Raw genomic sequence first — 14,211 nt, forward strand, 5'->3', positions numbered from 1 at the left:
TGTAAGGAAAGGGTTGGTTCTAAGGAAGAGTGTTCCTATCTGCGGCTCGACAAAGCACAGTTGTCGCCTTAGGATTCGCAAGGAGATTTTTGGGGGGAAGACGGTGAGCGAGCACGTAATCCTGGCGGCTGTGGATGGTTCACAAAATGCCCTCATCGCCGCTGGTGTGGCGGCGCGTTTTGCGCAGTTGCTTGGCGGTCGCCTGGGCCTGGTGACGGCCCTGCAGGTTCCGAGCGTGCCCCTGGGTTTTGGTAGTGGACTGTTCTCTGGCGACCTCAAGCAGAAGCTTCTGGAGGACGCACGGGCCGAGGCCGAAGAAAATCTGAGCGGTGTCGCCGCCCGTATTCAGGAAGGATGCGGACTGGCCCTGCCCGAGTATTTCATCGTCCAGGGCAGCCCCGAGATCGAGATCCCCAAAATTGTGGCGGCCGATGAGCGCATCATCATGGTGGTGGTGGGTCAGCACGGCTTTGGCACCGAGAGCAAGCCGCGCGGCCTGCCCCATGCCTTAGGTGGGCTCGGCGCCAAGCTCAGCCTCGCCTTGCGTATCCCGGTACTGCTCGTGCCCGCAGACGCCGCTGAAGGCCAGATCTGCGGGGGTATTTTGGACTTGCGTCTGGGCAAGTCCCAGGCAGAGGACTGAGCGCCGTGGAAATCTTCCTGCCCATCGCCCACATGGATATCAATATCTTCCTCATCGTGGCCTTTGGCCTGCTCGTCGGATTCCTGTCCGGGCTCACGGGAGTGGGTGGCGGCTTTCTCATCACGCCCTTGCTCATTTTTGTGGGCGTCCCGCCCCTCATTGCCGTGGGCACGGGTGCGGCACAGATCGTTGGTGCTTCGGCGGTAGGCAGCTACGCGCATTGGCGCATGGGCAATGTCGATATGCGCATGGCACTAATCCTCTTGCTCGGCAGCTGGACGGGAGGTCTGGCGGGCGTGCGGGTGGCGCGCTGGTTGGAATCCTCGGGGCACTTTGGTCTGGTGGTGACCTTTCTGTATGTCGGTTTGCTGGGCTTCATCGGCCTGTCCATGCTCTTCGAGTCGCTCATGGCCATCCGCGGGGCCCGTCGGCCACCCAAGGCGGCGGGCGAGTCCAAAGCCTCCTGGACTGCACGCCTACCCTGGCCGATGGAGTTTCCCGTTTCGGGACTGCGGATTTCGGTCCTCCTGCCCATTTCCCTGGGACTTGCGGTGGGCGTGCTCACGGCCTTGATGGGTGTGGGCGGTGGCTTTGTGATGGTGCCCATCATGCTCTACGTGCTCAAGATGCCCACCAAGGTGGTCGTGGGAACCTCCCTCTTCCAGTTGCTCTTTACCACGGCCGAGGTGGGCATCCTGCAGGCGGGAATGAACCACGCCGTCGATCCCTATCTGGCTCTGGCCTTGGTGGTGGGCTCGATCTTTGGGACCCAGTTTGGTGCGCGCCTTGGTGCGCGGATGCCCGGTGAGCAGCTACGTCTGGTGTTGGCCCTGGTGGTGGTGGGAGTGGCCGTGAAGATGGGGCTCGGGCTGATTCTGCCGCCCGAGCACATCTTTCAGGTCACGAGGGTCGGATGATGCGGCTGGGACGGCTTCTTTTGCCAGTGTTCTGTGCCTTGGCGTTGGGCGTTGGATCGGCGACCGCTGCGGATGTCGGCGCGGCGACGGCACCGGCCCTCGTGGTGGGCACGGGCATCGACAAGATAGCCGTCACCAGTCGCTTTACCGGTCGGGAATTGTTGGTTTTTGGAGCCCTCTCGCATCCGGGCGCCGTGGTCGTGGTGCTCCGTTCCCCCCCAAGTGCTCTGGCCGTCACCCAGAAGGTTCAGACCGGACCCATCTGGCTCACCGGACAAAAAGTCACCGTGCAGAAGCTTCCGGGAGTCGTGCAGATTGCCGCATCGGCACCGCTGGCGAGTCTGCTTCCAGCGCAAAAGCGGCAACAATTGGGCCTGGATCTTAGGGATCTCGTGGCCAGGGCGCAGTTTGTGCCGGAACCTCGGGATCGTCGGCGGTGGGAACAGGCGGTATTGGCCGCAAAGGAACGGACCGGGAGCTTCGCCCTGAAGGAACATGCGGTAAAGATCAGCGATGGCCGCCTCTTTTCGGTGCGCCTCGATCTGCCGGCCTCCTTACCCCTCGGACGGTATTCCTTGACGACCTATCTGATCCGCGATGGCCAGGTTCTGGCCCAGAGTGACGAGCGCATCGATGTGGAGCAAGTCGGCCTGGAACAGTGGGTAGCCGATGTGGCCGAGCGCGAGCCTTGGCTGTTCGGGATTGGTCTGACCCTGCTCCTTGCGGTCCTGGGTCTTGGTCTTGGCATCGTCATGCAGCGACGCAGCGGCAGTTAAAAAACAGCATCCGCCATGAAAAAAGGGGGCCTAAGCCCCCCAGGACGAGCGCTGGCGAATGGCTCGGTCGCCAGTCTGCTCAGTGACTCTCGTAACCCGCCAAGTGCGTCAGCCGATGGCGGAAGACCCAGATCTGATAGGCGTTGTACATGATCATGACGGGAACGAAGCCGGTCATGAACAAGGTCAGGATGGCCAGATCGTTGGCCGGATTGGCGCCGGCAGCAATGGTCCAGGTCTGCGGCACGATATAGGGGAAATTGGTCGCCCACATTCCGCCCCACATCAGGACAACGATGGCTCCGCACCAGAGCAGGGCGGGAAAGTCGCGGTGGGCCGCATGTGCCATCATCATGCGGAAGGCGGAAAACAGGATGGCCAACAGCAGGATCAGCCAACCGAACCAGCCCGACCCCGTCCACTTGGCTGCGTCGGGCATGATGGCGTAGGACCAGACTAGGGTAATGACCACCGCTACTAAGGCCAAGTAGGAAAAAGTCGTCGCCCAGGCATAGGCCTTTTGGTAGATGGGATCATCTTGCTTGAAGCGGGCGCAGAGATAGAGGGTGCCTGCAAGACCGCCGGCGATGACGGCGGCAATACCGGTCCAGATGCTGAAGGGGCTGAGGAAGCTCAAGGCGTTGCCGGAAAAATGCGGGACCGTGTTGGCAAAGGGATCGTTGGCGACCTGAATACCCTGGGCGTTGCCCTTGGACATGGGGAACCCGAGCAGGGTCGCTCCCAGGGCCACGCCGGCGAAGAAGGCGGCAACCAGACTGCCCAGGCCGAACATCTTGCCCCAGAAGGCCTTGCTGCCCTTGGCATGGACGTGGAACTCGAAGGCCACTGCCCGCGAGATGATTCCCCAGAGGGCAAACATCAAGGGGATCATCAGATAATTGAAGGTGGCGCCATAAACGAGGGGAAAGGCGCCGAAGATCACCCCACCGGCGACCACCAGCCAGGTCTCATTGGCGTCCCAGGTTCCGGCCATGGACGCCATGACGGCGGCGCGGTCATTCTCGTTCTCGAGCATCAGGGAAAAGACACCCGCGCCGAGATCGGCACCATCCAGAACGATGTAGATGACAAAGAAGAGGCCCAGCAGGATCCACCAGAAGGTCCCGAGGGAGCTGTGTATACGCAGGATTTCGCTGATACCATTCATGATGTTCTCCGAATGCCGCGGGACTTGCGGGTCCCGCGATGATGCCAAGAGGGGTTAGCGTGTCTTTTCCAGAGTCGGCTTGGCAAAGCTCGGCTGCGCAATTCCGCCGCCGCTGGCTGCCGTATCGGAACTGCCCACGACCGGACTATCCAGATCCGGACCCTTCTTGATGATGCGGGAAAAGAAGTACCAGGCGCCGCTCCAGACCATCAGCTCAAAGGCGATGTAACCCGCAAACCAAAGACTCTCAGCGCCCACGCTCATGTGGCTGACACCCTGCCAGGTGCGCATGAGGCCGTACACCACCCAGGGCTGACGCCCGATCTCACGGGTCCACCAGCCGGTCCACACGGCCAGATAGGGCAGAAAGCCGCTGAACACCATGAGCCGCAGAAAGTTGGGATGGCGGCGCAGCTTTTCGGCCGTCAACTCCCCGCGCAGGCGCAGGAGATTACCCCACAAGGCCATGAAAAAGAGGAAAAAGCCGATGGCGACCATGATCCGGAAGGCATAGAAAGGTACCCAGACATTGGGCCGATCCTTGACGGGGAAGTGATCCATGCCCGTCACCACACCATTCCAAGTGTGGGTCTCCAACAGGCTCAGGACGTGGGGAATCTGGATGCTGAACAGATTCTTACCCGCCTGTACGTCGGGAATGGCGATGAGATTCCAGCTGGTGTCCGGCTCGCCGTTGGCAAGATAGGTGTGGAAATGTCCTTCCATGGCCGCAAGAGAGGTCGGTTGGTCGGCCGCCACCTCTCGACCCAATTCGTCGCCGATGAAGATCTGCAGGGGCGTGATGACGATGAGCGCGAGCAGGGTGGGCTTCAGCAGGGTGGTGAAAAGATCGGCATTGCGATTCTTCAGGATGAACCAGGCCGACACCGCGGCAAAGAAAAAGAGCGAAAGCTCCAGAGTGGCGATCCACATGTGCGGGAAGCCGATGTCGAAGTTGGGGTTGAAGATGGCGGTCCACCAGTTGGTCACCTGGAAGAGACCGTTCTTGAGTACCACTCCCGTCGGCGTCTGCATCCAGCCATTGGCCACCAGAATCCACATGGCCGAGAGGCTGGAGGAGAGTGCGACATTGAAGGTAGAGAAGAGGTGCATCCCCTTGCCGATCTTGCCCCAGCCGAAGATCATCAGGCCGATGAAGCCCGCCTCGTACATGAAGGCGGTGATGGTCTCAAAGCCCAGGATGTTGCCGAAGAAAGGCCCCACGGCCTGGGAGAAAGGCCCGTAGAGGATGCCGAAGGCCATCTCCATGGTGACACCGGTGGCCACACCGGCGCCGAAGTTGACGATGAAGAGCTTTTCGAAAAAGCGCTGTAGGCGGTACCACTTTTCGTTCCCCGAGCGCAGCCAGGCCCACTCCAGAAGAAAGAGCAGCCAGGACATGCCGATGGTCACCGGCGTCCAGAGGATGTGCATGGACGTGATGAAGGCAAAGTCCAGACGGCTGAGCAGGATGGGGAGGGTATTCTCCAGAATCATGTCGTTTCCCTCGTGAAAACTCTAGGATGTTTTGCGGTAAGCAAAAGGGATGAAAGCAGCTTTTGTTCCAGATAAAAACGCTCAGATTATCTGGTAATATTAACAGATGGTTATCTTATTATCGGTCGGGCCGCTTCAGTTCGGCTGGTTTATATGCACCATTCTGGCTGGTGCATATAAACCGGTCTGGTGTTTTTCCCGGAAGATCCATGGCGGTATAGGGTCGGTGAGCGTCGCCCATGAGGCCCGTTCTGTCCGCGCCTAGTTCGTGCCTAGGAGGCGGGTATGGCCTTCACCTGGGTTTTTAGCCGAAGGATGCGGAGCTTCCAGCGCCCATGCGGGGGCGGCAGGAGCTTGGTCAGGCGTTGTTCCAGCAGCCGTCGAAAAGCCCGCTGCGTGGTGGCTGAGCGGTCCAGTTGGTCGAGCTGCGGGTAGGATAGGAGGGTGTTGGTGATCACGGCTTCCACCGCACTTTGTGGCAGAGTGGGTGCGAGCGACCCTGGCGGACCCGAGAGCTCGGCCAGCGGGCGGATCTCCAGGGCGCGAAGCGCACCGTCGATACGCACCGTAGCGCCGTAGTTACCCAAGGCGAGGGTGTGGGTCTGCAGGGTGGGCGCTGGTGGGCGAGGCACTGGGCTGGGCGGTGTCGGTCTGCCGGTGAAAAAGAGCAGACCGCCCACCAGCAATAGCGCCACCAGCACACCGAGCCAGAGTCCACGACTGGACTTCGTGCTGGTCCTTTTTATGGCCATGGCTGCTCTCCCCTGCGGTTTGTGCCCATACGCTGCAGACTCTATCATGAAGCTTGGAGGGAATCGCGAGAGTTCCCGTGGACCCAGCCGCGAGTGCTTAGGAGGGAGCTGGATGGGTGAAGGTCAATTACGCCGCGAGGGCGGCAAGTTCGGATTGCTGTACGCAAGCCTGGGCGCCATCGTCGGATCGGGCTGGTTGTTTGGGCCACTGCATGCCGCCCAGCAGGCCGGACCCCTGAGTCTCGTCTCCTGGCTCATCGGTGCCGCTGCCATTCTCCTGCTGGCGCTGGTCTATGCCGAACTCGGTCCGCTCATCCCGCGCAGCGGTGCCATCGTCCACATCAGCCACTTGGGTAATGGTTCACTGCTGGGCTGGATCTGGGGCTGGATCCTGTTCTTTTCCTACGTGACCATTGCGCCCGTGGAAGTCACGGCGGTCCTCACCTACGCCAACAATTATCTGCCGGGCTTTTTGCAGGAAGGTGCCCAAGGCTTGCTCAGCCGCCGCGGTTTCGTGGCTGCGGTACTGCTTCTCGGCATTTTCGTCGCTTTCAATTTTCTGGTGATCCGCTGGGTGCTGCGCATCAACAGCGTAGCTACCTGGTGGAAGCTGCTCATTCCGGCGGCGACGGTCTTCGTGCTCGTATCCTTGTCCTGGCATCCGGAAAACCTGCACTTGCTGCCCAGCCACGGTGCCCTGGAGAGCATGTTCGCCGCCGTGGCCACCAGCGGGATCGTCTTCAGCTTCTTCGGTTTCCGTCAGGCCATCGATCTGGCCGGAGAGAGCAAGGACCCTGGGCGCAGTCTGCCCGTCGCTGTCATCGGTGCCGTAATCCTCAGCGCCCTCCTGTATGAGGGCCTACAGTTTGCCTTCCTGGTAGCCGTGAACCCCGCGGATCTGAGTCACGGAGGCTGGGCGGGGGTGGACTTTCCGGGGCTCACGGGGCCCTTCGCCGCCCTGGCTCTGGCGGTGGGGGCCGGTTGGTGGAGTACGGTGTTGTACATCGATGCGCTGATATCGCCCGCCGGCACCGGCTTCATTTATGTGACCTCTGCTGCGCGGGTGAGCATGGCCGCCGGTGAGATGGGGGTGTTCCCACGCTTTTTCACGCACATCAACCGCTTTGGCGTGCCGTGGCGAGCGCTGCTGCTGGTCTATGGCGTGGGGATCCTGTTTTTCTTTCCCTTCCCGTCCTGGCAGAAGCTGGTGGGCTATATCTCCTCGGTCACGGTGCTGTCCTATGCCCTCGGGCCCATCGTTCTGCTGCAGTTGCGCCGTGCCATGCCGAAGGCGCCCCGGCCGTTTCGCCTTTGGGCAGCACCCATCCTCGCACCCCTGGCCTTTATCGTCTCCAATTGGATCATTTTCTGGGCGGGCGTTAAAACCCTGAGTTTTACCTTCACGGCTCTGGCCCTGCTCCTCGGTCTCTACCTGCTGCGTCGGCTTTTCACGCCCGCGCCGGAGCGCAAACCGCTGGGACTGCGCCACATGTGGTGGGTCTTCCCCTACTTTGCTCTGCTGTGGCTGTGCGGTTATCTCGGGCCCAGGGACTTGGGTGGGCTCGGTCACATAACCTTTTTCACGGATATGGCCATCGTTGCCCTCCTGAGTTTGACGGTGCTGCGCTTGGCCATGACCTTTGCGGTCCCCGATCGGGAGATTTTGCGCTACATGGCCGAGATCAACGAAAGCAAGGCGGTGACGGGACCCTGAAATCGCTGCGTCCGCCGCGGGTACTCAGGGGTTAGGGCGCCCCTGGGCGATGGGCCCGTACGATGCCATTCAGCCGTCGTAGCGGAGGGAAAGGTCCAGACTCCGGACGTCGCGGGTGAGGCTGCCGACGGACAGGTAATCCACGCCTGTGGCCGCCACCTCCCGCAGATTGTGCAGGCCGAGATTGCCTGAGGCTTCCAGGGGAATCCGGCCGCCAACCCGCTCTACGGCGCGGCGCAGGTCGGCAAGGGCAAAGTTGTCCAGAAGGATCATGTCTGGCCTGTGCGCGAGGGCTTCCTCCAGTTGCTCGAGGTTTTCCACCTCGATCTCGATCCGAGTAAGGACCGGCGCCAGCGCACGTGCGGCTCGAAGGGCAGGGCCGATCCCGCCCATGGCGGCGATGTGGTTTTCCTTGATGAGGATGCCATCGAAGAGCCCCAGGCGATGGTTGTGTCCGCCACCGATGCGAACCGCGTACTTCTGCGCGAGACGCAGCCCGGGCAAGGTCTTGCGCGTGTCCAGCAAACGTGCGGGCAGGCCCTGGAGCAGCTGGACATGCTGCCGTACCCGACTCGCGGTGCCCGAGAGCAACTGCAGAAAATTGAGCGCCGTGCGTTCCGCCGTGAGCAGGGGGCCGGCCGGGCCCTCCAGAGTACACAGTACGGTGTCGGCGGTGAACTCCGTCCCTTCGGCTACCAGCCAGTGGCAGCGGATCTCGGGGGAACAGTACCGAAACACGGCGTCGGCGTAAGGACGACCGCAGAGGATACCCGGCTCACGGCTGAGGATGTGGGCGTGCAGCTCGAGCTTCGGCGCGATGAGGGCAGCGCTGAGGTCGCCGCTGCCGATGTCCTCGGCCAAGGCGCGCTCGACGCTGAGTTCAAGATCGGTGGGGAGCATGCTCACGGGCGGTCAGCCTCTCCTGTGGGTTCTGCTGTGCCCATTGGCTTTGCTGGGCACGGCAGGGCTTCGTATCCCGGCATTGTCCAGGATCCGGGTGTCTGGGATCCCCGGGCACTAGGCCAGTTCACGCAGACGCGCTTCCTGCGCCGCCAGTTGCTGAAGGGCACGCTCGAGTTCGTCCAGGCGTTCTTCCTCCTTGACGACCACGGCAGCGGGGGCGCGCTCACGGAAACTGTCCTGGGCGAGCTTGGCGCGGGTTTTCTGCAGATCCTGCTCAAGTCGCCGACGTTCCCGTTCCAGCCGTCCGCGCTCGGCCTCCAGGTCGATGACTCCGGCTAGGGGGACCAGCAAACGGAGGTCGCCCACCAGGGCCAGCGCCGCCGGCGGGGCCTCTTGCCCGTCCTCCAGCCAGTCCAGGCTACTGAGCTTGCCGAGACTGAAAAGCCAGGGCGAGAACGCTCGGACCCGTTGCCGGTCCTGCGCCGTGCCACCCTGCAGCAGCAGGGGGAGGGGGCGCGCTGGCGGGATGTCCATTTCACCGCGGATGGAGCGTAGGGCGGTGATGAAGGCCACGAGCCAGTGTACTTGCGCCTCGCTCTGCCTGTGAATACGGTCGAGGTCGGCCTTGGGGTAGGGGGCCAGGGCGATACTGGGACCGCCAAGGCCCACCATGGGCGCGACCCTCTGCCAGAGCGTTTCGGTGATGAACGGCATGAAGGGATGGAGCAGACGCAAGCCGGCCTCGAGAACGCGCAGCAGGGTGCGCCGGCTGCCACGCTGCTGGGCGACCGTGAAGTCCCCCTCACCACGCAGCGCAGGCTTGGCAAGTTCGATATACCAGTCGCAGTAGTCGTTCCAGAAAAACTGGTACAGGGCCTGGGCGGCGTCGGCAAAACGATACTGATCGATGGCGTCGTTCACAGCGGCCTCGGTCTCCTGCAGGCGGCCGATGATCCAGCGCTCCGGGGCGAGGAGTTCGCTCTCGCCCTCGAGGTCGTCCACGTGTTCCACCTGCATGGTGGCGAAGCGGGCGGCATTCCAGATCTTGTTGCAGAAATTGCGCGAGCCTTCGACGCGCTTGAGATCGAAGCGGATATCCCGTCCCTGGGTAGCCAGGGATGCCAGAGTGAAGCGCAACGCGTCGGTGCCGTAGGCGGGAATGCCCTGGGGGAATTCCTTGCGGGTTGCCTGTTCGATCTTTTGCGCCATGTGCGGTTGCAGGAGTCCCTGGGTGCGCTTGGCCACCAGCGCCTCCAGATCGATGCCGTCCATGAGATCCAGGGGGTCGAGAACATTCCCCTTGGATTTGCTCATCTTCTGGCCCTCGCCATCGCGCACGAGGCCGTGCACGTAGACTTCCCGGAAGGGCACCTCGTCCATGAAACGCAGGCCCATCATCACCATGCGCGCGACCCAGAAAAAAATGATATCGAAACCGGTGACCAGGACGCTGGTGGGATAGAATTCCTGCAATTCCGGGGTCCTTGCGGGCCAGCCCAGGGTGGTGAAGGGCCAGAGGGCGGAACTGAACCAGGTGTCGAGCACATCGGGATCGCGCTCCAGGGGAACGGTCATGCCGTAGTGCCTTTGCGCCTCGGCCGCTGCCGTGGCTTCATCCCGGGCCACAAAGACCTGACCGTCTGGTCCATACCAGGCGGGGATCTGATGTCCCCACCAGAGTTGACGGGAGATGCACCAATCCTGGATACGGTGCATCCAGTCGAAATAGGTCTTGGTCCAGTTCTCCGGCACAAAGCGCAGCCGGCCTGTCTCCACTGCAGCGATGGCCGGCTCCGCCAGGGGAGCGACGCGCACGTACCACTGGTCGGTGAGGAAGGGTTCGATGACGGCGCCGGAACGATCGCCGCGGGGTACCGTCAGACGGTGTTCGTCGGTGCGTTCCAGCAGACCCTCGGCTTCCAGCTGCGCAATCACTGCGCGTCGTGCGGCATAGCGGTCCAGTCCCCGCAGGGCCTCGGGGATGGGGGCCTGCCAGTGGGCACCGAAGACCTCGCCCTCGCTGCGGATGTGCGCGTCGGGCGTGAAGACGTTGACGAGGGGCAGATGGTGCCGCTGCCCCAGCTCATAGTCGTTGAAGTCGTGGGCTGGGGTGATTTTCACGCAACCGGAGCCGAACTCGGGATCGACATAGTCGTCGGCAACGACGGGAATCTCCCGACCGACGATGGGCAGGCGTAGGCGGCGACCCACGAAGGACCGATAGCGCGGGTCTTCCGGGTGCACGGCGACGGCGACGTCGCCCAGCAGGGTCTCGGGACGGGTGGTGGCCACCACCAGCTGGCCGCTGCCGTCGACGAGGGGGTAGCGAATGTGCCAGAGCTTGCCCATCTCCTCCTCGCTCAGTACCTCGAGGTCGGAGACGGCCGTCTGCAGGACGGGATCCCAGTTTACCAGACGCTTGCCGCGATAGATGAGGCCCTGTTCGTAGAGGCGGACAAAGACCTCCGTGACCGCCTCAGACAGGCCGCTGTCCAGGGTGAAGCGTTGTCGACTCCAGTCGCAGCTGCTACCCAGCCGACGGATCTGGTGGACGATGCGGTCTCCCGATGCCTCGCGCCAGCGCCAGACGCGCTCCAGAAAAGCGGTCCGGCCCATCTCCCGTCGTTCGAGGCCCTCTCGCTGGAGCTGTCGCTCCACCAGCATCTGGGTGGCGATGCCGGCGTGATCGGTGCCCGGTTGCCACAGCACCCGCTCACCGCGCATGCGATGGGTTCGCACCAGGACATCCATCAGGGTATCCTGAAAGGCGTGCCCCATGTGCAAGGTGCCGGTGACGTTGGGTGGGGGCAGCATGATGCAGTAGGCAGGACCGTCGCCCCTGGGAGCGAATACTTTGTGCGTTTCCCAACGTCGGTAGCAGTCGTCTTCGATCTCCGCGGGCGCGAAGGGACGATCGAAAATGTCCGTCATGCCTCTCTTCCTGGATTGGGGTTGGCTTCGGCTTCGGCCACATCGGGATGCAGGGCCTGATCGAATCCCTCGTGCAGGACCTGCTGCAGGATATTGGGCAGGCTATCCTGCAATTCTTTGCTGATGCTCTCGCGCAGACGTATGCCCTCCAGGGAAAGGGCGCGCAGCACGGCAATGCTGACCTGCTCTTTCCAGACCTTTTGCAGGTGTTGGGTAAGGCGTTCCTCGAGTTCGCTCAGTACCCGCCGTTCCACTTCCTGGAACAAAAGGGTCTCGAATTCCTGGAGGAAGTCCATGTCCAGTGCTGGGCCAGCGGCTTCGGCTTCGGCGGCTGGGGTTCGGGCGCCGGCTGCCTCGTCCGCCGGGGTGGCGCTGTAATGAAAGGAGAGATTGCGGATGCGCTCCAGGGCCTCGGCCAGGTCCGCCTCTTCCATGCTGGTGGCTGGCTGCGCATCGCCGGCGGATGCGGTCACTTCGGATGTGCTGGCGCCAACGTTCACCGGGCTGGCGATGGCCTGCTCAGCTGCCACCCTGGGCACACGGTCAACGGGGTGGTATTGGTCCGCATCCTCGGGATCGACGACCGATGTCCCCGCGCTTGCGGGTACGGCCGGAGTCTCCAGGGTTGGCGCTGTCTGCGCTGGCGCCGTGGGCTCGTGCAGTTCGTCCCCCGCGGCCGGGTCTGGCGCCAAAATGGGCTCTGGATCGGGTAGCGGCCCCCGTTCGTCGGTGTCTGGCGCCTTGGGTTCCACCGTACTGCGTGAGCCGTGCCACAGGGGTGGCGGTAGTCCTTCGCGGACCAGATTGGTGAGCAGGAGCGGCTCCACGTCCTCGGGGAGCTCTTCTACGGCGAGAATGGGTTCTTGGCGCGAAGGGGATGACATGGCTGAGCTCCGTCAGGCTTCCAAAGTGTAGGTCTGTATAGTGTAGCCTGCCTCGCGCAGGATTCGGTACCGCTGGCGGGCGTCCGCCACACCGGACTCGTCCGGAGGGATGAAATCGAGCAGGCGCGCTGCATCCGGCAAGTTTCCGGGGAGTTCGCGCAGTCCCACCAGAGCCAAGGCTGGCGCCGGCCGCAGCACCGAAGCGTCGGTGCCGGCATAGAGGCAGACGGGTTCCTGCGGGTCGCGTCCGTGGGGCGTGAAGGCGCCGGCCTGATAGGTCCAGAGGAGATCGTCCATGCTTTCGGCCAACTCCTCATCCCGGCAGAGGATGTTGACCTGACCCAGTACCTGCCAGGCCTTGGCAACGACTCGGCAGACGGCACGGTGCTGCTCCGTTGCCGTGAGCAGATTCGCAGGCAGGCGGTAAAAGCTGGCGCTGGGCAAGGGCTAAGTCTCAGCGCGGTTTGCTGGCACGCCGCCTGAGGTATTCCACCAGAAGCGGCACAGGCCGGCCCGTCGCTCCCTTGTGCTCGCCGCTTTTCCAGGCGACTCCGGCGATGTCCAGGTGCGCCCAGGGGATATCTTCCACGAACCGCGAGAGGAAACAGGCAGCGGTGATGGTACCGGCTGGGCGGCCGCCGACATTGCTGAGATCGGCAAAGGGGCTTTTCAACTGTTCGTGGTAGACCTCGAAGAGCGGCAGTTCCCAGGCGCGATCGAGGCTTTGGCGACCCGCCTCCAGCAGATCCTGGACCAGCGTCGCGTCGGTGCCGAGCACCGCGGCCGTCTGGTGCCCCAGGGCAATGATGCAGGCCCCCGTGAGGGTCGCCATGTCGATGATGGCCGCCGGCTTGAAGCGGCGGGCGTAGGTGAGGGCATCGGCGAGAATGAGCCGCCCCTCGGCATCGGTATTGAGGATTTCAACGGTCAGGCCACTCATGCTCTTGTGGATGTCTCCGGGCTTCGTGGCCTTGCCATCGGGGAGATTTTCCGATGCGGGAACGACGACGCTGAGGTTCAGCGGCAGACGGAGGTCGGCGGCGGCACGGATGGCGGCCAGGGCCGTTGCCCCACCGCACATATCGTATTTCATCTCGTCCATCTTGTCGGCGGGTTTCAGGGAGATACCGCCGGCATCGAAGGTGAGCCCCTTGCCCACCAATACCAGCGGGGCGGCAGCGCTGTCGGCACCACGGTAATGCAGGACGATGAGGCGCGGTTCCTGGCGCGAGCCCTGGGCCACGCCCAACAGGAGCTGCATGCCAAGCTCCTCCATCTGCGCCGGGCCGAGGATTTCGGCCTCGATCCCGCGGCTGGACGCCATGGCCTCGGCCTGCTCGGCGAGCCAGGTGGGGGTGCAGACGTTGCCCGGCTCATTGGCGAGATCTCGCGCCCACGCCGCAGCCTCGCTGGTGATACGGGCGGCGTCGGCGGCGGCGAAGATAGCCTCGCTTTGCGGGGCGAGGTGATCGTCCACGGCCAGGGTTAAGGTCTGCAATTCCCGGCGCGCAGTCTCGGCGGGCGCTTTGTGATGATCGAAGCGATACTGTCCATCGGCGATGGCCTGTACGGCGATCTCGGCCAGCGCCGCCGGCTCGCGCGTGGGGACGTCGAGATCCAGGCCGAGGAGGGTGGCATGGACCACGCCCTTGTCGGCCAGTGCGCGACCCGCCGCGAGCATGGCTTTCTGGTAATTCAGGGCGGAGATCTTGTCGGACTTGCCGACACCCACCAGCAGGAGGCGGGCGGCCTGGATACCCGGGACATCGTAGAGGGTCAGAGTTTGACCGCATTCGCCGCGGAAATCCCCCTGCTCCACGCGCTTCTTCAGCGCGCCGGAACCCGCCTCATTCACGGCCGCCGCTGCCTTGGGCAGGTCGCCGTCGGCAAAGAGGGGGACGATGAGGCAGTCCAGAGGGTCACGGCAGGGATCGACGGTGCGGACTACTATCTCCAAGGCTTCTCTCCTGTGGTAATCTTTGCCGTAAGGTGACGGCGAGGGGACAGCAATATGGGCAAACATAAG

The 14,211-nt window shown here is 63.1% G+C and carries 12 protein-coding genes; 4 read left to right on the forward strand and 8 right to left on the reverse strand.

Translation table 11 applies throughout. From position 1 onward, the window contains the following. Nucleotides 1–103: 103 nt before the first annotated feature. The 3 genes from ACAty_RS03700 to ACAty_RS03710 are packed head-to-tail and all read left to right on the forward strand — an operon-like array spanning nucleotide 104 to nucleotide 2,336. A complete protein-coding gene (locus ACAty_RS03700; RefSeq protein ID WP_004870956.1) occupies nucleotides 104–643 on the forward strand; it encodes a universal stress protein in 540 nt (179 codons plus the stop codon). A gap of 5 nt (nucleotides 644–648) precedes the next feature. Then, nucleotides 649–1,560 carry a sulfite exporter TauE/SafE family protein gene (locus ACAty_RS03705; RefSeq protein ID WP_004870959.1) on the forward strand — a complete coding sequence of 304 codons (912 nt, stop codon included), beginning with the start codon at nucleotides 649–651 and terminating at the stop codon, nucleotides 1,558–1,560. After that, nucleotides 1,557–2,336 carry a TIGR02186 family protein gene (locus ACAty_RS03710; protein WP_004870961.1) on the forward strand — a complete coding sequence of 260 codons (780 nt, stop codon included), beginning with the start codon at nucleotides 1,557–1,559 and terminating at the stop codon, nucleotides 2,334–2,336. The genes ACAty_RS03705 and ACAty_RS03710 overlap by 4 nt, the downstream gene beginning before the upstream one ends. A gap of 79 nt (nucleotides 2,337–2,415) precedes the next feature. Here ACAty_RS03710 and ACAty_RS03715 read toward each other — a convergent pair whose 3' ends face one another. The 3 genes from ACAty_RS03715 to ACAty_RS03725 form a co-directional block, all read right to left on the reverse strand. Beyond that, nucleotides 2,416–3,504, reverse strand: coding sequence for a cytochrome d ubiquinol oxidase subunit II (locus tag ACAty_RS03715; RefSeq protein WP_004870964.1), 1,089 nt, complete (start codon nucleotides 3,502–3,504; stop codon nucleotides 2,416–2,418). Nucleotides 3,505–3,558: 54 nt separating this feature from the next. Continuing rightward, nucleotides 3,559–5,001: a cytochrome ubiquinol oxidase subunit I gene (locus ACAty_RS03720; RefSeq protein ID WP_004870967.1), complete on the reverse strand. Its 1,443-nt coding sequence runs from the start codon at nucleotides 4,999–5,001 to the stop codon at nucleotides 3,559–3,561. 272 nt (nucleotides 5,002–5,273) lie between these two features. Then, a complete protein-coding gene (locus tag ACAty_RS03725) occupies nucleotides 5,274–5,753 on the reverse strand; it encodes a hypothetical protein (RefSeq protein WP_004870970.1) in 480 nt (159 codons plus the stop codon). A gap of 112 nt (nucleotides 5,754–5,865) precedes the next feature. On the opposite strand from ACAty_RS03725, the gene ACAty_RS03730 reads away from it, so the two are divergent. After that, the gene (locus ACAty_RS03730; RefSeq protein ID WP_004870972.1) at nucleotides 5,866–7,467 is read left to right on the forward strand and encodes an APC family permease; all 1,602 of its coding nucleotides are present in this window, start codon (nucleotides 5,866–5,868) and stop codon (nucleotides 7,465–7,467) included. Nucleotides 7,468–7,536: 69 nt separating this feature from the next. Here the strand turns inward: ACAty_RS03730 and nadC are convergent, their stop codons facing one another. From nadC to ACAty_RS03755, 5 genes are all read right to left on the reverse strand, one after another. Further along, nucleotides 7,537–8,367: a carboxylating nicotinate-nucleotide diphosphorylase gene (gene nadC / locus ACAty_RS03735; RefSeq protein WP_038471630.1), complete on the reverse strand. Its 831-nt coding sequence runs from the start codon at nucleotides 8,365–8,367 to the stop codon at nucleotides 7,537–7,539. Nucleotides 8,368–8,484: 117 nt separating this feature from the next. Beyond that, nucleotides 8,485–11,301, reverse strand: coding sequence for a valine--tRNA ligase (locus ACAty_RS03740; RefSeq protein ID WP_004870976.1), 2,817 nt, complete (start codon nucleotides 11,299–11,301; stop codon nucleotides 8,485–8,487). Then, nucleotides 11,298–12,185 (reverse strand): hypothetical protein, encoded by an 888-nt coding sequence (locus ACAty_RS03745; RefSeq protein ID WP_004870978.1) that lies wholly within the window; start codon nucleotides 12,183–12,185, stop codon nucleotides 11,298–11,300. Before ACAty_RS03745 ends, ACAty_RS03740 begins: the two co-directional genes overlap by 4 nt. Nucleotides 12,186–12,197: 12 nt before the next feature. Then, complete coding sequence (locus ACAty_RS03750) at nucleotides 12,198–12,629, reverse strand: DNA polymerase III subunit chi (protein WP_004870981.1); 432 nt, start codon at nucleotides 12,627–12,629, stop codon at nucleotides 12,198–12,200. Between the two features lie 10 nt (nucleotides 12,630–12,639). Continuing rightward, nucleotides 12,640–14,142, reverse strand: a complete 1,503-nt coding sequence (locus ACAty_RS03755) for a leucyl aminopeptidase (protein WP_004870982.1) — start codon at nucleotides 14,140–14,142, stop codon at nucleotides 12,640–12,642. Nucleotides 14,143–14,211 lie beyond the last annotated feature (69 nt).

The organism is Acidithiobacillus caldus ATCC 51756 (assembly GCF_000175575.2).
GTDB lineage: Bacteria > Pseudomonadota > Gammaproteobacteria > Acidithiobacillales > Acidithiobacillaceae > Acidithiobacillus_A > Acidithiobacillus_A caldus.

Coding starts and splice junctions, on each gene's coding strand:
- ACAty_RS03710 (WP_004870961.1), top strand. CDS start 1,557: ATGATGCGGCTGGGACGGCTTCTTTTGCCAGTGTTCTGTGCCTTGGCG.
- ACAty_RS03715 (WP_004870964.1), bottom strand. CDS start 3,504: ATGAATGGTATCAGCGAAATCCTGCGTATACACAGCTCCCTCGGGACC.
- ACAty_RS03720 (WP_004870967.1), bottom strand. CDS start 5,001: ATGATTCTGGAGAATACCCTCCCCATCCTGCTCAGCCGTCTGGACTTT.
- ACAty_RS03725 (WP_004870970.1), bottom strand. CDS start 5,753: ATGGCCATAAAAAGGACCAGCACGAAGTCCAGTCGTGGACTCTGGCTC.
- ACAty_RS03730 (WP_004870972.1), top strand. CDS start 5,866: ATGGGTGAAGGTCAATTACGCCGCGAGGGCGGCAAGTTCGGATTGCTG.
- nadC (WP_038471630.1), bottom strand. CDS start 8,367: ATGCTCCCCACCGATCTTGAACTCAGCGTCGAGCGCGCCTTGGCCGAG.
- ACAty_RS03740 (WP_004870976.1), bottom strand. CDS start 11,301: ATGACGGACATTTTCGATCGTCCCTTCGCGCCCGCGGAGATCGAAGAC.
- ACAty_RS03745 (WP_004870978.1), bottom strand. CDS start 12,185: ATGTCATCCCCTTCGCGCCAAGAACCCATTCTCGCCGTAGAAGAGCTC.